Source organism: Alteromonas sp. 5E99-2, from assembly GCF_017368475.1.
Lineage (GTDB): Bacteria > Pseudomonadota > Gammaproteobacteria > Enterobacterales > Alteromonadaceae > Alteromonas_F.
Map to the genome: position 1 here is coordinate 83,679 of NZ_JAFNJE010000009.1, position 24,612 is coordinate 108,290.

The 24,612-nt window shown below is 40.9% G+C and carries 18 protein-coding genes; all 18 read left to right on the plus strand.

Annotated features, from left to right (window positions below; all coding sequences use genetic code 11):
* The first annotated feature begins 12 nt into the window (after nt 1–12).
* Nucleotides 13–3,159, plus strand: coding sequence for an aerobic carbon-monoxide dehydrogenase large subunit (locus J3L16_RS10725; RefSeq protein ID WP_207612978.1), 3,147 nt, complete (start codon nt 13–15; stop codon nt 3,157–3,159).
* Complete coding sequence (locus J3L16_RS10730; protein ID WP_207612979.1) at nt 3,159–4,058, plus strand: MoxR family ATPase; 900 nt, start codon at nt 3,159–3,161, stop codon at nt 4,056–4,058. The genes J3L16_RS10725 and J3L16_RS10730 overlap by 1 nt, the downstream gene beginning before the upstream one ends.
* A complete protein-coding gene (locus tag J3L16_RS10735) occupies nt 4,055–5,290 on the plus strand; it encodes a VWA domain-containing protein (protein WP_207612980.1) in 1,236 nt (411 codons plus the stop codon). Before J3L16_RS10730 ends, J3L16_RS10735 begins: the two co-directional genes overlap by 4 nt.
* The gene (locus J3L16_RS10740; protein WP_207612981.1) at nt 5,280–6,086 is read left to right on the plus strand and encodes an XdhC family protein; all 807 of its coding nucleotides are present in this window, start codon (nt 5,280–5,282) and stop codon (nt 6,084–6,086) included. The genes J3L16_RS10735 and J3L16_RS10740 overlap by 11 nt, the downstream gene beginning before the upstream one ends.
* Complete coding sequence (locus tag J3L16_RS10745) at nt 6,083–6,709, plus strand: nucleotidyltransferase family protein (RefSeq protein ID WP_207612982.1); 627 nt, start codon at nt 6,083–6,085, stop codon at nt 6,707–6,709. Before J3L16_RS10740 ends, J3L16_RS10745 begins: the two co-directional genes overlap by 4 nt.
* The gene (locus tag J3L16_RS10750) at nt 6,706–7,530 is read left to right on the plus strand and encodes an XdhC family protein (protein ID WP_207612983.1); all 825 of its coding nucleotides are present in this window, start codon (nt 6,706–6,708) and stop codon (nt 7,528–7,530) included. The genes J3L16_RS10745 and J3L16_RS10750 overlap by 4 nt, the downstream gene beginning before the upstream one ends.
* A complete protein-coding gene (locus tag J3L16_RS10755) occupies nt 7,530–8,750 on the plus strand; it encodes a cysteine desulfurase (RefSeq protein ID WP_207612984.1) in 1,221 nt (406 codons plus the stop codon). Before J3L16_RS10750 ends, J3L16_RS10755 begins: the two co-directional genes overlap by 1 nt.
* A 9-nt stretch (nt 8,751–8,759) precedes the next feature.
* The gene (sufU, locus tag J3L16_RS10760) at nt 8,760–9,173 is read left to right on the plus strand and encodes a Fe-S cluster assembly sulfur transfer protein SufU (RefSeq protein WP_207612985.1); all 414 of its coding nucleotides are present in this window, start codon (nt 8,760–8,762) and stop codon (nt 9,171–9,173) included.
* Nucleotides 9,174–9,273: 100 nt separating this feature from the next.
* Nucleotides 9,274–9,765: a hypothetical protein gene (locus J3L16_RS10765; RefSeq protein WP_207612986.1), complete on the plus strand. Its 492-nt coding sequence runs from the start codon at nt 9,274–9,276 to the stop codon at nt 9,763–9,765.
* A 332-nt stretch (nt 9,766–10,097) separates the two neighbouring features.
* Nucleotides 10,098–10,817: a LytTR family DNA-binding domain-containing protein gene (locus J3L16_RS10770; RefSeq protein WP_207612987.1), complete on the plus strand. Its 720-nt coding sequence runs from the start codon at nt 10,098–10,100 to the stop codon at nt 10,815–10,817.
* 174 nt (nt 10,818–10,991) lie between these two features.
* Nucleotides 10,992–12,254 carry a DUF819 family protein gene (locus J3L16_RS10775; protein WP_207612988.1) on the plus strand — a complete coding sequence of 421 codons (1,263 nt, stop codon included), beginning with the start codon at nt 10,992–10,994 and terminating at the stop codon, nt 12,252–12,254.
* A 325-nt stretch (nt 12,255–12,579) separates the two neighbouring features.
* Nucleotides 12,580–13,611, plus strand: coding sequence for a hypothetical protein (locus J3L16_RS10780; protein WP_207612989.1), 1,032 nt, complete (start codon nt 12,580–12,582; stop codon nt 13,609–13,611).
* A gap of 87 nt (nt 13,612–13,698) precedes the next feature.
* Nucleotides 13,699–14,772, plus strand: coding sequence for a phospholipase A (locus J3L16_RS10785; RefSeq protein WP_207612990.1), 1,074 nt, complete (start codon nt 13,699–13,701; stop codon nt 14,770–14,772).
* A 129-nt stretch (nt 14,773–14,901) separates the two neighbouring features.
* Nucleotides 14,902–16,812 carry a carboxypeptidase regulatory-like domain-containing protein gene (locus J3L16_RS10790; RefSeq protein WP_207612991.1) on the plus strand — a complete coding sequence of 637 codons (1,911 nt, stop codon included), beginning with the start codon at nt 14,902–14,904 and terminating at the stop codon, nt 16,810–16,812.
* A gap of 10 nt (nt 16,813–16,822) precedes the next feature.
* Nucleotides 16,823–17,365 (plus strand): hypothetical protein, encoded by a 543-nt coding sequence (locus J3L16_RS10795; protein ID WP_207612992.1) that lies wholly within the window; start codon nt 16,823–16,825, stop codon nt 17,363–17,365.
* A gap of 256 nt (nt 17,366–17,621) precedes the next feature.
* Nucleotides 17,622–20,255: a DUF1800 family protein gene (locus J3L16_RS10800; protein WP_207612993.1), complete on the plus strand. Its 2,634-nt coding sequence runs from the start codon at nt 17,622–17,624 to the stop codon at nt 20,253–20,255.
* Between the two features lie 64 nt (nt 20,256–20,319).
* Nucleotides 20,320–21,747 carry a DUF1501 domain-containing protein gene (locus J3L16_RS10805; protein WP_207612994.1) on the plus strand — a complete coding sequence of 476 codons (1,428 nt, stop codon included), beginning with the start codon at nt 20,320–20,322 and terminating at the stop codon, nt 21,745–21,747.
* A gap of 290 nt (nt 21,748–22,037) precedes the next feature.
* Entirely contained in the window at nt 22,038–24,572 is a 2,535-nt protein-coding gene (locus J3L16_RS10810; protein WP_207612995.1) for an alkaline phosphatase PhoX, read from the plus strand.
* Nucleotides 24,573–24,612 lie beyond the last annotated feature (40 nt).

Consider the following 24,612-nt stretch of genomic DNA (forward strand, 5'->3'; position numbering starts at 1 on the left):
ACGAGGTTACTAATGAATACAAGTACTGATAGCACCGCAGTTGTAACAGAGAACCCAGAATCTACAGCAGAGCCAGAAGCAAAAAGTGCAACACAGAATGTTCAGGGTATAGGCTGTTCAAGAAAGCGTAAAGAAGATCCAAAGTTTGTAAGAGGCCAAGGGCAATACGTTGATGATGTAAAACTACCGGGCATGTTGTTTATCGACATGGTGCGTAGTCCTTATGCTCACGCTAATATTGTATCGATCAACAAAGAAAAAGCGCTTGCACTTCCAGGCGTTCAAGCGGTATTGACCGCAGACGATTTGAAGCCATTAAACTTACATTGGATGCCAACACTTGCAGGTGATATGCAAGCCGTATTGGCCGATAAAAAAGTACACTTTCAGTATCAGGAAGTTGCAGCCGTTATTGCCGACGACCGTTACATTGCAGCAGATGCATTAGAACTTGTAGAAGTTGAATACGAAATTCTATCTCCAATGGTCGACCCTTATGATTGTTTAAATGATGATGCTCCGATTGTAAGAGATGACTTGGTGGACGCGTCAAACGACAATCATCCCAATAAAATCTTTGAATGGGAAGTGGGTGATAAAGACGACACAGATGATATTTTTTCGCGGGCTCCTGTGGTTGTTAAAGAGGACATGTATTACCCAAGGGTACATCCTTCGCCATTAGAAACCTGTGGTAGTGTGGCATCGTTTGACCCAGTAAAAGAAACCCTAACTTTATATGTGACATCTCAAGCGCCTCATGTGGTTCGTACTATTGTGTCTTCATTATCAGGTATTCCTGAAAGTAAGGTTCGCGTTATTTCGCCAGACATTGGTGGTGGTTTTGGAAACAAAGTGGGGATATACCCCGGGTATGTATTGTCTGTTGTAGCGTCGATTGTTTTAGGCGTGCCGGTTAAATTTGTTGAGAATAGAACTGATCATTTATCAACAACTGCATGGGCTCGAGACTACTTTATGACAGGTGAGCTTGCGGCTGATGAAAACGGTATTATTAAAGCGTTACGAGTGAATGTACTAGGTGATCACGGCGCATTTAACTCTCAAGCTCAACCAACCAAATGGCCAGCGGGCTTTATGAGCATTTGTACTGGTTCGTATGATATTCCACAAGCCTACTTAAATGTTGTTGGTGTATATACCAATAAATCACCGGGTGGGGTTGCTTATCGTTGCTCTTTCCGTGTAACAGAAGCGGTTTATGTCATTGAACGTACAATCGATTTATTGGCCCGTAAAATTGGCGTGTCCCTCGCTGAAATTCGCATGCGTAATTTCGTTAAACCTGAGCAATTTCCTTATGATACACCGCTAGGTTGGCAGCTCGATAGTGGCGATTATCATACTGCTCTACGCAAGGTGATGGATGCAGTTGATTACCCTGCATTATTGCTAGAGCAAAAGGAAAAACGGGAAAAAGGCGAATTGATGGGAATTGGTCTTTGTACCTTTACCGAAGTGGTTGGTGCAGGCCCTACAAGAAATTGCGACATTCTTGGCGTAGGTATGTTTGATAGCGCGGAAATCCGCGTTCATCCCGACGGCAGTATAATTGCTCGTATGGGAACCATCACTCAAGGCCAAGGGCACACGACAACCTATGCGCAAATTATTGCGTCAGAGCTAGGTATTCATTCTGATCTCATTACCATTGAAGAAGGTGATACCGATACAGCGCCTTATGGTTTAGGGACTTATGGGTCTCGTTCAACACCTGTTGCCGGTGCAGCTGTAGCGAAAGCGTCTCGATTGATTAGAGATAAAGCCAAAAAGATCGCTGCTCATTTATTAGAAGTGGCTGAAGATGATCTTGAATGGAATGATAATAAATTCAGTGTGAAAGGTGCTCCGGGTTTAGAGAAGACAATGGCTGAAATTGCTTCAGCGTCTTATAACTCACTGCCAGATGATATGGAACCTGGATTAGAAGCTGTGTACTACTATGATCCACCCAACTTTACTTATCCGTTTGGTGCGTACTTATGCGTCGTTGATATTGATAAAGGCACTGGGGAAACTAAAGTAAGGCGTTTCTATGCACTTGATGATTGTGGAACCCGTATTAATCCAATGATTATCGATGGACAGATACACGGCGGGTTAACTGAAGGGTTTGCCGTGGCTTTCGGTCAAGAGTTACCTTTTGATAAGGAAGGCAATATTTTGGGTAATACCTTTATGGATTACTTTATTCCTACCGCTGTTGAAACGCCAAAGTGGGAAACAGACTATACAGTGACACCATCTCCTCACCATCCTCTTGGTGCTAAAGGAGTGGCAGAATCACCACACGTAGGAAGTATTCCGTGTTTTACCTCAGCGGTTGCAGATGCCTTTGCTCATTTAGGTGTAACACATTTGGATATGCCCCACACAGCATACCGAGTGTGGCAACAGATAAATGAACTAAATATTCCTGAGTCCGGTATCTCTGATTCTGTTCAAGAAATGATACAAAAGGCAAAAGACGGGTTTGTTCCTGAAGTAAGCAATGACTCATCGGTCAATGCTTCAAAAAGAGTTAAAAAAGCATCTGATTCTATTGTTGAAACCGATGATGGTATGGCGGTTCATAAAGAGTTCACTATCAAAGCAAGTGCTGATGATGGCTGGACTATTCTTCAAGATATTTCGTTGCTTGCAGGGTGTTTCCCTGGTGGGCGAGTAACAGAGAAAGTCGACGACAGTAACTTTATAGCAGTGGTTGAAATTTCTATCGGGCCAATCACCATGAAGTTTGATGGAAAAATTACCGTGTTAAAAATGGATGATAACACTCGTTCAATGCAGATAAGTGGCAGTGGGCAAGATTCAAAAGGTACATCGTCTGCTGAAATGAATTTAACGGCGGAAATTGTTGAAACTTCTGATGGGTTTGACTTGGTAGGAGACGCTACTTTTAAAGTTAGAGGTAAGCTAGCCGCCTTTGGTGGACGAATGATTGGTCAAGTGGCAGATCAAATGCTAAATCAATTTGGTGTGCGTTACCAAGATCATGTGTTGGCCATTGGTAGCAATAGTGATGCTGAAGCTGCGAGAGCGCGATTAGAGCAACAACCAAAAAGTGTAAATGCACTGAGTTTTGGTTTCTCAGTATTCGTGAACATGGTGAAAGGCTTATTTCGCAGGAAAAAATAATGACAGATAAAAGCCCAATTGATCAAACATATAGCGCAACAGGGATCTGCGATAAATTAAAAGAAGTTGGCTATTTGGCTTCGGCAGATTTGGGATTTAGTTTGTCATTGATGTACGGGTTAAATAGACCATTATTACTTGAAGGCGAAGCTGGCGTGGGTAAGACCTCGCTAGCTAAGTCATTAAGTAAAATTTATGGTTCGAAATTGATTCGGCTGCAATGCCACGAAGGTTTAAGTGTTAACCAGAGTGTTTACGAATGGAATTATCAGCGCCAATTACTCAGTATTAAATTGCTAGAAGGTAAGCCGGTAGATACTATTGAAGATGAAATTTATTCAGAAAAGTATCTATTACAAAGGCCATTACTTGAAGCGATACGTCAGCCTGAATCGCCGATTTTACTCATCGACGAAATTGACCGAGCAGATGACGAATTTGAGGCTTTTCTGCTGGAAGTATTAGGTGAGTTTCAAATTACTATTCCCGAGTTCGGTTCCATTAAGGCAAAAGCAAAGCCGAGAGTTATATTGACATCGAACGGAACACGGGAGCTCAGTGATGCGCTGCGTAGACGTTGTTTATATAACTACATAGATTATCCCAACATTGATGAAGAGTTGCATATTGTTCGTATGCAATTGCCCAACATGGATATTGACCTCGCTTCACAGTTAGTCCGTTTTGTTAAGAAATTACGCAGTATGCAATTACGTAAAGTTCCGGGTGTTGCTGAGACATTAGACTGGGCAGAAGCCCTAATGTGTCTGGGATTTCGAAGCTTAGACGAAGACCTTGTTAGTTTGCAATCTTCTTTAGTTTGCTTGTTAAAGTACCAAGAAGACAAGGACAACTTAGGCCCTGAGACGGTTAAAAAAATGGTCGGTTCGGTACTATGAACGCCACTGAGGGGCTATGTGAACAGCCCGAAGAAACCAACGGTTTTGGTTATGAACAACTTCATAATATGCAAGAAAAGCTGGTTTTGTTTGTTCGCCATTTGGTGGAACACGGGTTTCATATCGATGTAGACTCTCAAGTGATCGCTCAGCAGTTGCTAGCGGCTAACGACTTCAGCGTTAAGTTACACTTGCAACATTCGTTACGCACTTTACTTTGCAAAAATAATGAACAATGGCGTAGCTTTGACCAAATTTATTGTGATTTTTGGCTACGCAAACCCAAAATGGCAATGGTTAAACGCTCGCCTCAACCAGCAAAAACGTCCATAAACGCACAGCAAGAAGGGACATCGAAAAATAGCAAAGGACAAAATGCCCAAGCCGATAGTGCAAAAAATGAGGCCGGTAGTAGTCAATCTCGTGCAGATGTGGCATCGGCTGATGAAGTCATAGATAACATTGACTTTGCGTTTTTAGACGACGAAAAAATGCGCATAGCGTTTTCTGAAAGCTGTAGACAGCTAATCATGAGCTTGGCCAAAAAATTGCGTAAAACGCAGCATTCATCCAAAGGTGAGCGTATAGACCTAAGAAAAAGCATACAAAGCAATGTGAAAAACGGAGGAAACTTAATAGATCTTGTTTGGGTTCGTAAACCAAAAGTGTTACCGCGATTCACATTACTTATTGATGTCAGTCGTTCAATGTCGGGATACAGTGACGCCTTCCTAATTTATGCACTGGCCATGATTAAAGAGTTACCGGAAACGCGAGTGTTTATTTTCAATACTAAACTTATTGATATTTCGGCCGCGCTACGAGACAACCGGGTAGAAAAAATAAAGCAACAGTTAGACTTGTTAAGTAAAGGTTGGGGCGGTGGAACACGTATTGCGTATTGTATAGGGCTATTGCGTAAGAGAGGGTTGTTAAGTCAACGAGCAAATCACCATTTCATTATTCATAGCGATGGTCTCGATACCGATCCAGCAGAGGCGTTAGCAGGGCAGTTATGTATATTGAAAAAGCAATATAAAAACATATTTTGGTTATCGCCATTGCTAAAGGATATGAACTATAAAGTAGAAACAGGGGCGCTAAAAGCGGCTATGCCTTATATTGATAAATTACTACCAGTACATAATATTAACTGCTTGCGGGAACTGACATCTTTGATGACAAGCCGTTCATCTGTCGTGAATTCTAGGTCTTTGTCTTATGCTAAATAAATCGTGTATCTATACCCAATTAATGGACGTCATTCATTCCCACTCGCCACATATGTTGGCCAGTGTCATTTATACAGAAAATTCAACATCTGCAAGAGTCGGAGATAAAGCGTTAATCAACGCTAATGGCGATATTAAAGGGTGGATTGGCGGTGGTTGTTGTCAGTCAGTCGTTCAGTCAATTGCGCCTGAATTACTAAAGGGAAATACTCAATGTGTTATCAGAATATGTCCAGAAAACGCATTTGTTGATGATAAAGTGTGTTATCCATCAACATGCCCTAGTGAAGGCACAATAGATATTTTTTTAGAGCCTATTGCTAATCAGCAAGTGCTTCGCTTATACGGCAGTACGCCCATTGCTAAAAGTATTGTGAATTATAGCAATGAGCTGAATTTACGTTTGGATTGGCGTGAAGAAGTAGAGCCGAATAATAGTATTGAGTTACCGGCGAATATGGCAGTTATTGCAACGCAAGGAAAAGGCGATTTCGAGGCGCTATCGCAGGCGTTGACTGAAAAAATTGAGCATATTTTGTTTGTGGCAAGCCATAAAAAAACAAGTGCATTAAAACAAAAGCTGATCGACTCAGGAGTGTGTTCCGAGGATGTGGAGAACATCATTGCGCCTGCTGGAATAGATATTGGAGCGAAAAGCGGAGCAGAAATAGCACTGTCTATTATGGCTAAAGTGGTGTCACTCAAAAATAGCACGTCGCTTAAAAATACTGAAAACAAAATTGAGACTAAAGTGCAGCCGAGTACTTCTTCGTGTTGTGGAGGAAAGGTTAAATGACGTTTCCCTGCACCTGTGCCGTTCTTTTAGCTGCCGGTTTGTCGCAGCGCATGGGGGAAATCAATAAATTGCTTATTCCTGTTGGCAATAAGCCGATGGTACGCCATGTTGTTGAACAATACGTTGATGCAGGTATCAGCGAGATTGTTGTGGTTGTGGGTTATCAGCAAGAACGGATTCGTAACGCATTGGATGGGTTGGATGTTAAAATTGTATTTAATGAAAATTTTAGCGATGGCCAAATTACCTCTATTCGCTGTGGATTAACAGCACTTCCTGAAAAAATAAAAACAGTGTTGATAGGCTTAAGCGATCAGCCATTATTAACTGCGAGTGATTTGCAACAGCTGTTAAGTTCATTTCTACAACAATCTGAAAAAAGTATGCTAGTTCCTCATTATCAAGGTGTAAGAGGCAACCCTATCGTATTATCCGCAGAACAAGCATTAGCCGTAGACAGTGATGGTATACGACTGGGATGTAGAAAGTTGATTGACCGCTATCCCGACAAGGTATTTCGTTTTGAGGCGACAAACAGCCATTTCACATGCGATTTAGACACAGCCAACGAAGTAAAAGAATTACTTGGAGATAAAGCTATCAGCGAGGTCAGTGTGTTATGAATCAATCTATACAGCAATTAATTCAGCAGCTGATTGATGAAAGGAAGCATTTTATTGTGGCAACAGTGGTGGGTAATCACGGTTCTGTGTCGGCTAAGACTGGCTCTAAAGCGGTTATTAACGATAAAGGAGAGCTAATCTTCGGTTGGATTGGCGGAGGGTGTGCTGAGTCTGAAACCTGCTTCCAGTCATTAGAAGCTTTAAATGCTCGAGAAACACGAGTATTTGATATTGATTTAGACGACGAAATGCTTGGCGTGGGTATGCCTTGTGGAGGAGCGATGAGCGTGTATGTAGAACCCTACATTCCTAAGCCTAAACTTTGGTTAATTGGGCACGGTGAAATTGTTAAAAGTCTTTCAATGTTAGGCAACCTAGTAGGGCTGGAAGTCATTATTAATGACACCACAGCAAGTTTTGAACAATATCCTGATGCGAGCAGTATCATCAACGACGATTTGAATTACAGTCAACTCCAGCCCAGTAACGAAGATTTTGTCATTATTGCTACCCAGCACAAAGGCGATCATCTTTCGATGACACAAGCATTAAAATCAGGCGCAAAATACATAGCTTTAGTTGCCAGTAAAAAGCGGGCTAAATTGGTTTTAGAATACCTACGAGAAGTGTCTCCTGAACAATTAGAAAATAGCTATATTAGTACACCAGCAGGCGTTGATATTGGCGCTAAAACACCACAAGAAATAGCGCTCAGTGTCATTGCTGAAGTGGTTATGCACCGTCGCGATGCTACGGGCAATTTGATGAAAATTGACGAGAAACAACATATCGCTCAAATCGTTAGTGTGGCAAGTAAATAATGGCAGGAGTGGGTCGTGATGTGCACAGCAAAGCTATTAGTCAATTTAGTTATTACCAGAATTCTGGTAATCATTATTTAGACAGTGCTGCGACAACTCAAAAACCCGATTCGGTTATTGATGCTGTTACTCAAGGCTATCGCCACTTTTGTGCTCCCGTTCATCGCGGGAGTTACCCTTTAAGTGAAGTCGCATCCAGTGCTTACGAAACTGCTAGAAGTAAGGTTGCACAATTCATCAATGCGTCAGCTCAGCAGCTTATTTTTACTAAATCCTGTACAGAGTCAATCAACCATGTTGCTTTAGGTTGGGCAAAGTCAAAGATTAAGCCAGGCCATAAAATTTGGATAAGCCAAATGGAGCACAACGCAAACTATCTACCGTGGCTTCAGCTGTGCAAAGAAACGGGCGCAGAGTTGAAAATCATTGAAATAGATAGCGAAGGGCATTTACAAATAGACCAAACAGGTTTGTGGGATGACAGCACATTTCTAATTGCGTTAACACACTGTTCAAATATTTTAGGTGGCGAAACACCTGTACAAGAGGTATGTGATAAAGCTCGTAATCATGGCATTTACACCTTAATTGATGCAGCGCAATCTGTGTCTCATATTCCAATAGATGTAAAAGCGTTGGGGTGTGATTTTTTAGCTTTTTCAGCGCACAAAATGTATGGGCCTGAAGGTATTGGTGCACTTTATATTGATGCTCAAAGGCAATTGGAAATGTCGCCTTTGTTATTAGGAGGAGGCAGTATTGAATCTGTTAGTGAGCAACAGATTCGACTTCGCGAAGCGCCTCATTGTTTTGAAGCTGGAAGCCCAAACCTGTCTGGAGCATTAGGATTTGCCGCAGCGGTAGATTTCTTACAGGCTTTTCCACAAGGCGCTATTTCGTGTTATGTAGGGAATTTGGGGCAACAATTTCGCCAAGCTTTGGCAAAACAAAATAATATCACATTGTTACCTGTTGCTGGTGGGGGCAATACTACGTCAGTAGTTTCCTTTGTGGTTGAAGGAGTCCACCCTCACGATATGGCACAAACTGCTGCAGACAATGATGTTTCGATTAGAACCGGAAGTCACTGTAGCCATTTGTTAATGAGCTATTTGAAATTCGGGGCAGTGAACCGTTTGAGTTTAGGCATTTATAACCACAGTGACGATATTCAGCCACTAATTGAATCAATCAATGCTGCTGCTGACATTTTTGCTTAAAGAGGGAATATGAGCAACAAAGAACATCAGGCCATATTAATGGAGCACTACAAATCGCCTCACGGCTTGGGTGTGATTAACGAAAAGCATACTGTTGGCAAGGGTGTTAACTCACTTTGCGGCGATGAAATTAGGGTCGGTGTTGTTGTAGAAAACAATACAATTACTGATATTAAATTTGAAGCACGGGCATGTTCTATTTGTATAGCATCTTCTTCAATAATGACCCAAATATTAACCAACAAAAAAACGTCTGAAGTAAATTCTTTTTATGAAGAATTACTCGATATACTGAAAAAGAATGACGTGAGCGCAGAATCACATAGGCTTTTAATACCTCTTAGTAATATCAGTAAAATGCCATCACGACATAAGTGTGCCTTGCTTAGTTGGGAGGCGCTACGTGACGCATGTAAACTTTAACGGTTACGCAAAGCCCTCTTGTTTATTGTTTTTGAGTATATTTATATTGCAATTGAACTCAAATTTACAAGGGCTTATATTTTTTCTTTCGAGCATTTTTTTGTTGCTGGCCATCGCGTTCATTCATATTTTGCAGTTTAAGAAGCTTATTTTATTTACCTGGGAAATGTCGTTTGCCTTTATTGGCCTTTTCATTGGCTTTTACCTAGAATTTGGAATAACCAATGTCGATATTTTTTACGAGCTTTGTGGGCAAGGGAATATGTATGTTGTTGCTCCAATAACAGTAAAAGGTATGTTTGTTGGCTGCATGTTTGGAATGTTGGTTGCGGGAAGTTCGAAAGTTAGTTGGGCGAAATTAGTGTGCTTGAATTTAGGTATGCTTGTTGGAATGTTAATTTTTGAGCGTCTTAAAAGCGATGTAAATGTAGTTAATGCTCAATTGCAAATGTTTGCTCATTTAACATTGATGATCATCGCTGGGCATATTTTCCATATGCTTTACGAGTCATCAATTTACTACACAAAGCTGAAGTTGCAATGCTTTGATTCTTTTTTATTAAAAAGGAAGCAAAATAATATCAATAAGTAAGGCTATTGTTTTACGCCCATCTATATTTTTACGTTCCGCTATGTCTGCACCACTTAAATAAAGAAGCTTAATTATTAATGGGAGCTCCTACTTTTTTTGATGGCAACTCTACTAGTATCTTAGATTCTGCGTTATATGCTGAAATAGACGTGTCTTTAGATAATTCGTTTTAAGTCGCACATTAGCTGGATTAATAACCATAGGTTATGGATTCTGATCAAAAGGGTTGGCAGTAACGTAGAAATAAAATAACCTTTGTTAGGCGCAATAGTATGGAATGTTTTGCACTCATAATGAGTTAACTTGTACATGTGCTTTATTAGAGATACTGAATGGAAACTTTACAATATAAACTACAACAGTTTGACCCTGGCATTGTTTGGTTAGATTACAACAATCAGATCAGCGCGTTAAATTCAGTTGCAATGGACGTACTTGGTAATTTAAGAGAGTTAGCTCTTGGCGAAAATATACTTAATTTCCATCCCGAAAAAAGCCATGAAAAAATTAAACTATTATTGAAAGAATCCCGTTGCCCGATGGACTCTCCCGCGCCTGTTTCTATGATGGTCAATGCAATTGATCGTTTATTAATGATTAAAGTCAGTAAAATGTATGGAGAAAAGGAAGTCGTTGGTACCTGTATGATCTTTTATGATCTGACTGATATAGCGTCGGGCGTTAACAGTGATAGTTTAAGCGGTAATAAGCCCTTAAAAATAAGAAAAATTCCTGTTTATAAGAACAACAGGATCCTGTTAATTGATTTAAAATCCATTGTTTTTATCAAAGCGGAAGGACACTACTGTTCTTTGTACACAATAGACAATGAATACATGTGTAACTTGTCGATGTCTGATTTGGAAGGTACGTTAGATATTGATAGCTTTACTAGAGTACATCGAAGTTTTATTGTTAATCTTGACGAAGTGAATGAAATCGAAAGAAAAAATAAAGACATTCTTTTAAAAGTGAAAACAAACAAAGAACTCACTATCCCAGTAGGGCGAAATCAACAGGCATTGGTTAAACAATATTTAAATCTAGTCTAGTTTTTCGCGACCTTAATAACGTAAAAAAAAGATGAATCTACATAATATTAAGTGGAGTAAAGCTTTACGAACATAACGGAAATTAGCGAATGTGTTAGGATGACCACAGCATTATCGACAAAATAATAATTATAAATACCGCCGCAATGGAATACGGTAAAAAGTGAGCTAAATATGCAATCAGATCCTCTATCAACACATTCTCCTTTGTTTACTAATGACGCTACTGTTATGGGCATTATCGCCATAATGTTAGCCCTAGTGTTTTACACGGCCAACAGCCAGTCGGCGTTTTGGAAAAAGTTTTACCTATTCATTCCTTCTGTTCTTGTGTGTTATTTTTTGCCCTCGTTGTTAAATACCTTTGGTTTAATCGATGGTGAAAACTCGAAACTGTATTTTGTGGCTTCTCGTTATTTGTTACCTGCGTGCTTGGTGTTACTCACCTTAAGTGTCGATTTAAAAGCCATTGCAAAACTGGGTAAAAAAGCGATTGTTTTATTTTTAACAGGCACCTTAGGCATTGTTATTGGCGGGCCTATTGCGCTGTTAATTGTATCGAGTTTTGTTCCCGAATTAATTGGCGTAGAAGGCCCTAATGCCGTTTGGCGAGGGATGACGACTGTCGCTGGAAGTTGGATTGGCGGAGGTGCGAATCAAGCATCGATGAAGGAAATCTACGGGGCAGGGGACCAAATGTTCTCGGTTATGGTGACGGTAGATATCATTGTTGCCAATCTTTGGATGGCGGTATTGCTTATTATGGCTGGCAATGCAAAAGCCATTGACGCAAAAACCGGCGCTGATACCTCTGCAATTGAATTGCTTAAAGCCAAAGTTGAAGCGTTTCAAAAAAAGCATGCTCGTATACCCACATTGACCGACACCATGATTATTCTTGGTGTTGGTTTGGGTGTAACTGGCTTTGCTCACCTATTTGCAGACAATGTCACGCCGTATTTTATTGAACATTTTCCTAACCTAGACCGATTGAGTTTTCACAGTAAGTTCTTTTGGATGATTGTTTTCGCCAGTACTGTTGGGGTTATTTTGTCTTTTACTCGAGCAAGAGAACTTGAAGGTGTTGGTGCATCGAAAATGGGCTCGGCATTTTTATATATTCTTATTGCGACTATTGGCATGAAGATGGATGTCACCATGATAGTCGATGCGCCTATTTACTTCGTTATTGGCGTTATTTGGATGCTTATTCATGCCAGTTTAATGCTGCTTGTTGCTAAATTATTAAAAGCGCCGTTGTTTTATATGGCTGTAGGTAGTCAGGCCAATGTTGGAGGGGCTGCATCAGCGCCTGTTGTTGCTGCAGCCTTTCATCCGTCTTTGGCCCCTGTGGGAGTCCTACTTGCGGTTTTGGGTTACACGGTCGGTACCTATATGGCGTGGTTTTGCGGGCAAATATTGCAAGCTGTCGGCTGAGTGTAAGATTTCCTTTCTTCTTTTTTAACATTTGATAATCTATGCAGTCTCACGGTTTTAATGTGATCTAAGGATAGAGTTATTATTATTTAGAGGAAAATATGGAAGCGAATACAAGCACACCAATAGACGGAAACGCAAGACAATAACGTTAAAAACAATCATGTTTAGCTAACTACGGCGAGGAGAATATATTATTAATGATAACGGAGCCTTAATTACATATGTTGCAAATGACTCGCCTGCGGCTCAGCGAGGAGTTTGTGTTGGTGATTTCCTTCTTGATATTGATTCATTTCCGCCAACAGACGGGAATCACATTAGTGTGCCAGATGAGACTATAGGCTATAAAATTAGGCAGAGAGAGAAAGGTAATGTTTTTACCGTTTATGTGACAGACCTGCCAGTAGGTATTGATTTTAAATTGACCACAAGTGCTTTGGTAAAGTCAGCCAAAGGCGTCACCTTTCAGCTTGCGGATTTGGCAAATTTCTTTCTTCATGGGAAAGATGAGGAATTACTTGAGGTGATAACAGCTGCGATCAAACCTAGTTTGCTTAGAAGCCTGTTACTTTTTGCATTTACATTTAAATTTACTTCGCCAAATATTACTTTCTTGCGCGGGTTTCATGAAGCATTGGTAGGTGAACCCTTCAATGCGATAAAATTGTTAACAACATTCATCAATGAAGAGTCTAAATATCACACGTCCGTTTCTCGAGCCATGATGCACTTTATATTGGGGACGCTTTACGAAAGGGTTGGCGAAGAAAAGGAAGCGTATGTTTGTTTTGATGAAGCGTATTACTTTTACGATGCACCTAAATATCTATCTGCGTTACAAAAACGTAATTTACCGATAAAAGACTATCACTTAAACTTAGTCGGGAATGTACTCGCTGCTGATTATTCTTTACCAAATATATTAAAAAGCACAGAAATAGTTAGCCTTAGCCAAAGGCTTGAATCTCTTAAAGGAACGGAATTACACACCATTTGTTTTTTAGGTGCATACCGTTCAAATCAACCTTATGAGCACTTTCTTTGTCGTTATTATGCTTATGCCTGTTTACAACCTGAAATATTTAAGTCAATTGATATAATTACTGAAAACAAGGAGTTGAGGCCCGATTGGCTCGAAGTGGAAAATAAATTAATTAGCAAGGGATTTATTAACAGCATATTGCTAGACGACAAAGAGCAAACGTTAAGTGACACAATCGGTTTCACAGTGGCGCCTTTTGTTATTGTTTTAGATAAAACGGGTTTAGTTCATTATCAAGGGACTTTTGATGTAACTCGTACAGTTATAGATATGCTTGATGCGTTAACATTGCCCGTTAACCAACAGAGTTAGGTTTGGCATCTTCAGTCGTCGTAGTTTGTGGCTATTCAGGCTATGAAGCTTTATCATTAGCGTTTTGACAAGGAAGCCCTATCTCTTATGACGATTCATTTCATTTCTGTTAACGCATATTCCTTTTCAAAGATCGCTAAATTACGTAATGCTCTTTTATTGTTGCAGCTATTTCTATGTAATTATGCTTATGCGCAGTCAGCATTGGATTTGTGTTTATTAGATGAAATAAAAAACGGTCATAGTGATTTAACGGTAGCGGAAATACGAGAGCGGTGTGAAAACCGAAAAGAGCTTGCAAACACTGATGATGTCGAACGCAATGGCATTGATGGCAATCAGAAACAGGAGTTGCAATTAAGTTATCGCACCCGACAAGAAAGTGAAACTCAGTTTAATGAATTTGTTATTACTCCTCACAAGAAAAACTACGCGTTACCTGTAACAGTAACAAGTGGAATTAATCAAGAAGCCTACTCTTCGGTAGAAGAGTTTGCCGACAATTTAGAAGACATTGAAGCTAAATTTCAAATCAGTTTAAAGGTGCCTTTGAACCGTGAAAGCCTACTGGTGGAGGGAGATGGTTTGTATTTAGGCTTCACGCTACAAGCATGGTGGCAAGTTTATGTGAGTAGTATCTCTAAGCCTTTTCGGGAAACAAATTATCAACCAGAGCTTTTTTATTTGGCCCCCCTAAATTGGTCTCCGTTTGGAGGAAACACCCGATTGCTTTTAGGCGCTGAGCATCAATCAAATGGTCGGTCACAAGTCTTGTCTAGAAGCTGGAACCGGGTCTATACCGGATTGCTGTGGGAAAAGGATAACATGGCGTTACTATTCAGACCTTGGTATCGAATTCCGGAAGAAGAGAAAGAATTTGAGAACGATCCGAGAGGCGATGACAACCCAGATATTGACGAGTTTTTAGGGCACTTTGAACTTTCAGGTGCGTACGATTGGGAAGAGTATGAATTTACGTTTTTGGGGCGGCAAAATTTTGCTACTCACAAGGGGGCGTTGGAGCTGGGTTTAACCTTTCCTCTTTGGGGCAAGCTCCGTGGTTTTGCTACTGCGTTTACTGGGTATGGAGAAAGCCTTATCGACTACAATCATAAACAAACGCGTTTTGGTGTAGGTGTTTCGTTGAATAATGTATTGTAGTTCTAATGATAAAAACTTATCGGTGAGATGAGAGACAATACCAAAAATGTTTTACGATTTAATAATGAATTTCATGGTAAATGAAAACTAGGAAATGAAATAGTAGTTTAAATAAAAGGACGATTGAAATTGAAACTTTATAAAGTGTACTTGGCGTGTTTGTTTATTCTGGCTTTTGCCAGTTGCGGTGGTGGCGGCTCTTCAGATTCGGAACCTTCCGCGACTCCGCCCGTTGTAACTCCTCCAGCAAATGAAGCTCCCACAGCGGTTGTGATTTCAACCCTGTCAGCGCCGTCTTCATCTGAGGTTGTATTAGATGGCTCAGCAAGCGTGGATGACTCAGCTATTGATACCTTTTTGTGGCAGCAGACAGAAGGAGATACGGTTGTTTTAAATGATTCAGCTTCATCAATAGCGTCGTTTACTGCGCCTACTCTTGCAGCTGGCGAAAGCACTCAATTAACTTTTAGTCTGACAGTGATTGACGCAGAGGGAGAATCCGATACCGCAACAGTTGTTGTAACCGTTACCAATAATGAGCCTGTAGCTGTCGCACCCGAAACCTTAACCGGTTTGGCTACATTTGATTTGGTTCCGTTATCTGCAACAAATGCTCTGGATTATGATAATACGATACAAGCACCAATAAGAGGGGCTAGGGTAGAGTTACTAGAAAGTAATTCGGTTGTACAAACAACGACTACAAATGCCTCAGGCGAGTACAGGTTTGAAAGTGTGGCAGCACCGGGCAATTATACTGTTCGCGTCAGAGCCGAATTAAAAAAAGATGATGTGGCGCCGACATGGGATTTTACAGTGGTTGATAATACCAATGGCCAAGCGCTTTATACCATGCAAGCAAATATTGATTTTACTAACGATAACTCGGTTTTGAATTTAAACGCACCATCAGGTTGGACTGGGTCAAGCTATACTGAGCCTAGAGTCGCAGGGCCATTTGCTATTCTGAATTCAGTGTATCAAGCGTTGCAGACAGTGGTTGGTGTTGATGAAGACGTTATTTTCCCAGCACTTAAACTCAATTGGAGCGTGAATAATGTTGCCGTTAGTGGCAACTCAAGTATAGGGCAAATAGGTACTTCTTTTTTTGATGGAAGCGAGATTTTTCTTCTTGGCGCGGCCAATTCAGATACTGATGAATACGATGATCATGTTGTTATTCACGAGTGGGGTCACTATTTTGAAGGGCAGTTATCCCGTTCTGATTCAATTGGCGGCCTGCATTCTGGTGGTGATTTACTTGATCTCAGAGTTGCCTTAGGTGAAGGTTTTGGTAATGCGTTATCGGGAATGGTGACTCTTGATCCTTTCTACCGTGACTCTTTTGGTAATGCACAAGCGAATGGCTTTTTTATAAACGTAGAGCAAGCCAATAATAATCGAGGCTCATACTCTGAGGCTGCAGTACAATCTATTCTTTACGATATATTTGATGATGAACAAGATACCACCGAAGATACGTTATCATTAGGGTTTGGCCCTATTTATGAGGCGCTAATAGGTCAAGAAGTCAGTACCAACGCCTTTACCTCCATTTACACCCTAATGGCTGCAATTAAGTCACAAAGTCCTGAGAGTGAATCTGAACTGAATACGTTAGCTGAATCATTCAATATTGTATTGAACGATGATTTTGGGACCGGAGAAACAAACGACGGTGGAGACTCCCGTAACCTTCCTATTTATAAACAATTGGTTGTAAACGGAGCGCCTACTGAAATATGTAGTTTCAGTACTAATGGAACATTCAATAAGCTGGGTAATAACCAGTATTTGCGATTTAGCATTAATACCAATGGAAATTATCAATTTACAGCAATAGCGCAAACATCAGGAGATGTTGATTTTAGCGTGTATCGTCAAGGGCAACGTTTGTTTACAAGTGAGGCTACCGGCAATGAGTCAAGGTCACAAACTTTGGCCAGTGGAGAGTATGTAATGGAAGCTTATCACTTTGGAAATCGAAGTGGAGCTAATACTGCAGACCTTTGTTTTGATATTGCAATTAGCACTAATTAGGAGCGTTTTAATGAAAAACTTTAATTTACATATAATTATATTTGGTGCGTTTTCGTTACTTATGGGCTGTGGTTCAGGTGTTGACGTTGCAAGCTCAGAAGAATCATCAAAAGCAGATTTGAAACACAACTACCAAAAGCCGGGTGCGCCGATTGAAATGACATATAAAGTATTAACGCAGGCAGCTCAAGCGGGAGATGAAGTAGAAATTGAAGTGAGTTTTGATTCACCTGTCAAATCAACGATATCTACAAAATTAAACCCGCTCAAAAATATGTCATTAGTCAACGATAAGACAAGTTGGCAAAGTCATGTAGCTAAATCGGGTGAATTTGAATCGTTACCAAATCTAAAATTGAAGGCGCAAGCTGACGGCTTGTACTATGTTACTTTGGTTGCCTCTATTGAAGTTGACGGCAATGTACAATCTAAACCTTTTGTTATACCTATAAAAGTAGGCAAGGGTAATGTTAACTTAGAATCAAGTGGTGAAATCATTGTTGATGAATCTGGAAATAAGTTGATAGTTCACAAAGCAGAAAAAGGCGAGTAATAAAGGTTAGTTATTATATAAAAAGGCGGGCAATGACTCCGCCTTTTTAAGTAAAAGAATATAAATAAATTGAAATCTGAATGACGTAAATGCATTGAGATGCGTATTACCCTTACAGTAATATAATGCATTTACTGTCATTATTTATTGACACAGTTACCTACATTATTCGTAGCTAAAATTAAACAATAGCTATTTATATAAACAAAAACTCTCTATAGTCGAACGCACATCAGAGGGAAAAGGTTTGTATAAGTTGAAATACTACAAAGCTGTTTTGGTATCTTTATTTATTGGGATAATAAGTGGTTGTGGCGGTGGTGGCAGTGAAAATGCACCCGTAACTCTGCAAGAACAAATAACGCCTTTACCTCAAGTCAACTTAGTGGCTACTCAAGCCATAGCATATGAAAAAACAGAAGAACCCGCGAGTTTTACTTTTACTCGAAGCAGTTCAAATAATGCGTTAAGCGTTAATTTTGAATTAGGTGCGGGAGAAGACCCTGCCAAACTAGAGCCAAACACAGACGATTATGATCTGGTCTACCTCGACACGAAAGAGGTAGTGACTGGTACCTTGAGTTTTCTTCAAGGGCAGGATCAACGAATAATACAAGTTCGCCCTCATGTTGATGAACGTTTTGAAGCTCCTCAGAGTTTATCTATTCGTTTAGTAGAAGGCGATGGCTACGTTATTGATACACCGAATAGCCAAACTGTTGAGATAGTCGATGCGCGAAATACCGATGAAAATCAGCAGAATTTTGTTGGCATATTTAGACCTGTAGAAGGGGTAGCTACAACTGCTACTGGCGTATTGAGCTTAGCACTTAGCGGTGACAATCAAACCGCTACTTTAAATTATAATTTTCAAAATTTAAGCTCTAAGAAACAAGACCAATTTTTAGACATTGCTCCAAGTGGCGTTACTTATGCTGATTTACCTAAAGAGGATAGGGTTGAAAATTTTGTTTTTGAAATTAGACCTGGTGGCATTTATACGGTTAACCAAGAAGTACTCGACGCTTTATTTAATGGTAATTTCTTTGTTCGAATTTTGTCAGATGATTTTCCCGAAGGGGAAATTATTGCTGCCATTCAACGCTTTGGAGAATCTAAAGGGCAAGAAATTCTTGAAGAAAAGTTAACAATAGATCAGATAGATAGGGATGTTATTCGTTTTTTAAATCAATCGACATTTGGCGCAACTGAAAAGACCTATAACGAAATTCGTGAAAAAATTGATGATAGTGGAAGTAACCGCCTTCAAATTTATGAAGAGTGGATAGACAGCCAGCTAGATATGCAGCCAACCAATATGACAGATCTTATGACGGGCATTTCAAGCAACGAGGCGTTAGGTATCGCTACGCGTTTCGAACGTTTACATACCTTTTGGACACTTGCTGTGAATAGCCCTGATCAGTTACGACATCGTTTGGCACAATCGTTAAGTGAAATTTTGGTAGTCAGTGACGACGTCAATCCTATTTTCAATGCTTATCTTGGTTTAACAACCTATTGGGACATGCTTGCTTCTAGTGGTTCTGGAACTTATGAAAGTTTACTTGGAAATGTAACGCGTCACACCACTATGGGAACGTATCTTAGCCACTTACAAAATCAAAAAGAAAATCCAGAAGAAGGTATATTTCCCGACGAAAATTTCGCTCGTGAAATTATGCAGTTGTTCAGTTTCGGCTTAGTGCACTTGAACCAAGATGGATCCCTTGTTCTGGATTCAAATAACGCACCTATTCCTACCTATGACAGTCTAGTGATTAGTGAAATGGCCCGTGTTTTTACTGGATTAAGTGTGAGTAGAGTGTCAGTACGGGATACGGACACGGATGTTGAAAACACCAATTTTAATGCAGATGACAGAAATTCAAGTGGAAACCAAGCGCAATGGACACATCCTATGCGGTTTTTTCCTGATTTCCATGATTTTGGTGAAAAACGTTTGTTTACTGACCAAGGCCAACAGCGGGTTATTGAAGGTCGTTCTGAATCCATCGTATCTGCAGACCAAGAGCTTGATGAAGTCATTAGCGCACTAGTCGGGCATTCTTCAACAGCTCCACGGATTAGCGGTCTGTTAATTCAACAGTTAGTGACATCAAATCCTAGTGGAGCATACATTCAACGTGTTGCTAGCGCGTTCGGAGAGAATGGAGATATGCGTGCTACGATTAAAGCGATTTTACTTGATCAAGAAGCCCGTAATCCGAATGTCATCGACGTCGAATCGTTTGGTAAGCAAAAGTCACCTCTTTTTCAGTTAACATCATTTATGCGCATGACAGACGTGTCGAGTCAGTTCTATCTGGATGGACGTAATCATGATATTGAATTCGCCAATGCTGATCGTTTTGATAGTGATGGTACCTTTCTACGAGTTGGCGCTTTCAGTACTGACCATATTAATTTAGCGGCACCCAGTGTATTTAATTTTTACTCGCCTGATTATTCTCCGCCAGGTGAGTTTGCGAATCGTTCTTTGGTAGCGCCTGAAATGGAACTGTTAACAGAAACGTCTTTGTTCGACACGATAAATGATTTCTTTTTGCTAATTGACCGAGGAACTGCTGACTCTGGTGCTAGAGCCGATGCCTATAGTCTTAGCAGAACAGAACAAACCGTTGTAATCAACCGACAGAATTTAAATGCAATCTATGATAATGCGCCAGGTAGTACACGAGATAAGGCGGCTGCCTTAGTGGATTATTTAGACTTTTATTATAACGCTTCGCAAATTGCCCTGACGGAAGACATTTCCGGTACACGAGGCTTTATTATTGATGCGGTGGTTAATTCAAATGATGATGAGCGACTGGATATTGCATTGTATGGCGTAGTTAATGCGCCAGAATCCTTAGTGTTGAAATAACACAATATGGATACGATTAGCACAGTTTGGTGTCTTACGAATAATTGTTATATGGAACATAAATATGAGCAATAAATTAACCAGAAGACAATTTGGGAAACGCCTTGGTAGCCTTGGTTTGAGTGCATTAGCAGCAAATACTATTGGGCTCTCAGGTTTGCTCAGTGCGAGTAAAGCGCTAGCACAAACGTCGGATTACAAAGCACTAGTATACGTGTACCTGTTTGGCGGTAATGACAGCTTTAATATGGTCGCGCCGAAGGATGATGGTGTACTGCGTAGTCGTTATGAAAGTGGCCGAGGAAGGGTTGCGATACCAGCAGATGAATTACATACATTGAACTTGCGTTCGGATGCATTAATATCCAGTGGCGAGTTCTACAATGGCTTTGGCATGCACCCCAACTGTGGTGATTTGGCCGATATGTTTAATAATGGCGAAATGGGAATATTAAGTAATGTAGGTAATCTTATTGAGCCAACCAACCGAACTAGCTTTTCGAATACATCTCAGCAGTTACCACCGCAATTATTTTCTCATGCAGACCAATCACGTCAACTACTCAGTGAACCGACTAGCACTATTCGTTATGGATGGGGGGGCCGTATTGCTGAGATTTTAGGAGAATTGAACTCTGACACTTCACTTTCTCCATTGCTATCAACTGCTGGATTAAATCCCTTTCAGCTGACACTTAACCGGTTAATCAGTACATACTCTACAAACACACAAGGACCGTCAGCGCTTCGCAATGCTACTAATGTAAGGCGGACAATGCTCGATGGCTTTATGAGAGCGCCTTCATTTGATTTATTTTCCCAGCGTTATCGCAACGTTTATGATTCCGCCGTGTTGGCAAATTCAACTGTAGGTCAAGCCTTTGATATTGCAAATAATTCTTCTGTGAATTATGACGAAATTTTCGATGCAGCAGGGGCAGGGAATACAAGCCTAGGCGATCAATTAAAAGCGGTTGCTAAATTAATTGCAGGTAAAGATGCCAGTACGAATAATAGACCTATTTATTTTGTACGCATTGGCGGTTTTGATCAACACACCAGTTTGTTATTGGATCACGCAGAAAGAATGCAAGAACTTAACAATGGGTTAAAAGCGTTTCGTGACACGTTAATGGAGCAAGGCGATTTTGGTAATACCTTAACCCATGTTGGCTCTGAATTTGGCCGAACTTTTACGTCGAATAGTTCGGGCACCGACCATGGTTGGGGAGGCAATATGATGGTTATGGGCGGGCCTGTGAATGGAGGGCACTTCTTTGGGCGTTACCCAGATCTTGTCCTGGGGGGAGAACGAGATGCAGACAGCCGAGACAGAGGACGCTGGATCCCACAAACATCAACATACCAAACCGCGGCAGTCATGGCGAATTGGCTTGGGGTCCAACCATCTGATTTAAATACTATCTTCCCAACGCTAGTGAACTTTGACGATCCGCTTGGGCAAGATGCTAATATTGGCTTTATTCGTTAATAATCCTAAGTTTAAGGCTTAAGTTCGAGGGGACTTCGCGTCCTCAACGTTAAACGCTTTATTCCCTTTATCATCACTCTAATCTCCACTTGTTCAAAAAGGCATTGGTTTCAAAGTGGTTTTTTCTTCGTCATTTTCATTTTAAACATTCTTATCGTCATAATTTGTTCATCTATTTATCGCAGATGAGTAACCAATTTGTCATTTAATCTGCTCATTATTAATTCGCCCTAGTGAGGGACATAAAATTAATAATCTTTTAACGCATGATCATAAGAATGAGAAATTCCATGGCAATATCTTCAAGAAATAAAGTTAAAGTAACTTTGCTCGCACTTTCGGTAGCCGTTGCTCTCAGTGGCTGTGATGGAGACGACGGTGCTCAAGGAGCAAATGGTGTAGATGGTGTCAACGGTGCTGACGGAGCCAACGGGCAAAATGGTGCTCCAGGTTTAGCAACGCTAACAGTTGTAACCGAATTAGACGCACCGGGTGTTAGACCTTGTTTCAACGGGTTCGTAATTACACAAACAGGGCAAGATGACAATAGTGATGGCGTACTAGAAGACGCTGAAGTTGACTCTTTTGTGACGAGTTGCGGAACCAGTCAACAACCTGCGCCTATGTCGTCTTTAGTGGCTACGTTTACCACTGAAGGTGGTTCTATTCCTGATTTCGTTAGAGATAAAGTCAATACATTTGCTACGTCAGATACAACACCCACTGGATTCCCTTTGTCGCAAGCGGTAACAGATTCTGTTCGCACTATTTCTGGTATTGGTAACAATGTAGTCACTCAATGGTTTCAACCTCTTAGTACTGAATCAGATGGGCCTTTGTTTGGCGCTAATCTAGATTACACCTCTTATTTTGGTAATGGATGGGATTCTGATTGGGGCGAAGATGATGTAGTTGGCAGTGCACCACAGTTTAATGGCGATCCTCGTTCTGGTGTAATGTGGGCAAACCACGAATTTGTTTCTAATGGTATCCCTTTCCCTGGTTCTGCTCCAACAGGTCAGCATTTATCAAATGCGTTGTTTGCGATGGGACAAGGCATTCTTAACTTTGATGTGACCAATGATGCAGCTTGGACAGTGGAGCGAGCTGAACGTTATATCGCTATTCATAAAGCTCAAGTGGGCGGAAGTGTATTTCGCGTGAGCCAGCAAGCGAACGGTGAGTGGCGAACAGAGCAAACTGCCGATGCAGAAAGATTTGATGCGTCTTCAAATACCTTGTCGACAGTGACTGATTTTGCATTGAATAATTTAGATATCAACGACGATGGAACTGCATTATTGAGCGGACAAATCGGTGGTATTTTAGGTAACTGTTCTGGTGGAACATCGCCTTGGGGCACGATTATTAGTGCTGAAGAAAATGTTCAAGGCGGTTATGGCGACTTAGAAGACGCGTGGGGAAGCAGACAAGAGTTCGACCCATCGCCAACTAATGATGGTAGCGTGTGGGGACCAGGTGCTAACGTAACAATTAACTATTCACCTGTTGCTGCGGGTGCAGCAGTATTTACCTTCACTGATGAATCATTGAACCATGAAAGAGATGTTTATGGATTCTTAAATGAAATCGATATTCGTGAACGCAGTAATGTGCCGTACTCTAGCGTGACAGAAGGCGGTGATGGCAACGGTCATAGAAAAATAGGCTCAGTTGGTCGTGCGCGCTGGGAAAACGCAACGTTTGCGACAGACGAGCAATTCGAATTAGTCGATGGCCAACCTGTTGTTATGTACGCAGCAAACGACCGTCGTAGTGGCCGCATTTATAAATGGGTTTCTGAAAGCGTATACAACGAAGGAATGACCCGCGTGCAAGTACGTGCTTTGATGGACGAAGGGAGCCTTTTCGTCGCTCACTTTGCCGATATGGATAACCGTACCGGTTATACCTTAGCGCCGACGGACCCTACTTCAACATGTGCAACATCTGATGTATCTGAGTCTGGTGAAGTAGAAGATAAAGCGGCTATATTCGCTTTAGGTTGTGAATCTCCAACTGAAGCCAATCGCGGTAGTGGTGAGTGGATATTACTTTCTACTACAAATACTGCGCAAACAGCGCCAAATGCAGGTGCAACTAACTCTGAAGGCGAAGTTGTATTAGCGGCTAATACCAGTGTTGCAGATGCATTAGCGGACGTTGATTATAATTTCATTGGTGGATTCACTGATGACAATACCATTTATTCAGCCTTGTTTACTGCGTCTATGAAGCTAGGCGTAATGGAATTAAACCGTCCAGAAGATGTTGAATGGAATCCTATTGATGACCGCTTGTATATTGCATTTACAAATAATGGTCGCCCAACGGCACTTGATCAACAAGGTGTTATGAAAAATAACGGTCTTGGTGGTGTAGCGGGTATTGATGAGCGTCTTGATTTTGAAGGAGCAATTTTCGTTCTAGAAGAAGGCAATCAAGCAACACCAGGATCCTCTGATACCTTTACTTTTTGGGCTGCGGCGCAAGGTCAACGTGGAAACTGCGACTTCTGCTTTGAAGACCCAGATAACATCATGATTGATGCTGAAGGCGGTGTTTGGTTCGGTACTGACGGTAATTTCAGTACTACTCGCGGTACAACCGATGGCCTATATTTCCTCGATTTAGACCCAGCTCACCAAGCAGGACAACCTGGAATCGTTAACCCTACTTACGGATTACCTTTCCGTATTGTTACAGGTCCAAGTGATTCTGAAGCAACAGGTCCGTCGTTTAACTCAGATATGAGTACCATATTCTTTGGTGTTCAACATCCTGGAGAGCAAAATCCAAGTACATTCCCAAATGGCGCGTTGTAGCCATTGAGAATTAAATACTAGTTAGAAAAAAGCATGATGT

Bases quoted from the DNA above. Each gene is read 5' to 3' on its own strand.
- J3L16_RS10725 (WP_207612978.1), top strand. From the start codon at position 13: ATGAATACAAGTACTGATAGCACCGCAGTTGTAACAGAGAACCCAGAA.
- J3L16_RS10730 (WP_207612979.1), top strand. From the start codon at position 3,159: ATGACAGATAAAAGCCCAATTGATCAAACATATAGCGCAACAGGGATC.
- J3L16_RS10735 (WP_207612980.1), top strand. From the start codon at position 4,055: ATGAACGCCACTGAGGGGCTATGTGAACAGCCCGAAGAAACCAACGGT.
- J3L16_RS10740 (WP_207612981.1), top strand. From the start codon at position 5,280: ATGCTAAATAAATCGTGTATCTATACCCAATTAATGGACGTCATTCAT.
- J3L16_RS10745 (WP_207612982.1), top strand. From the start codon at position 6,083: ATGACGTTTCCCTGCACCTGTGCCGTTCTTTTAGCTGCCGGTTTGTCG.
- J3L16_RS10750 (WP_207612983.1), top strand. From the start codon at position 6,706: ATGAATCAATCTATACAGCAATTAATTCAGCAGCTGATTGATGAAAGG.
- J3L16_RS10755 (WP_207612984.1), top strand. From the start codon at position 7,530: ATGGCAGGAGTGGGTCGTGATGTGCACAGCAAAGCTATTAGTCAATTT.
- sufU (WP_207612985.1), top strand. From the start codon at position 8,760: ATGAGCAACAAAGAACATCAGGCCATATTAATGGAGCACTACAAATCG.
- J3L16_RS10770 (WP_207612987.1), top strand. From the start codon at position 10,098: ATGGAAACTTTACAATATAAACTACAACAGTTTGACCCTGGCATTGTT.
- J3L16_RS10775 (WP_207612988.1), top strand. From the start codon at position 10,992: ATGCAATCAGATCCTCTATCAACACATTCTCCTTTGTTTACTAATGAC.
- J3L16_RS10785 (WP_207612990.1), top strand. From the start codon at position 13,699: ATGACGATTCATTTCATTTCTGTTAACGCATATTCCTTTTCAAAGATC.
- J3L16_RS10795 (WP_207612992.1), top strand. From the start codon at position 16,823: ATGAAAAACTTTAATTTACATATAATTATATTTGGTGCGTTTTCGTTA.
- J3L16_RS10805 (WP_207612994.1), top strand. From the start codon at position 20,320: ATGAGCAATAAATTAACCAGAAGACAATTTGGGAAACGCCTTGGTAGC.
- J3L16_RS10810 (WP_207612995.1), top strand. From the start codon at position 22,038: ATGGCAATATCTTCAAGAAATAAAGTTAAAGTAACTTTGCTCGCACTT.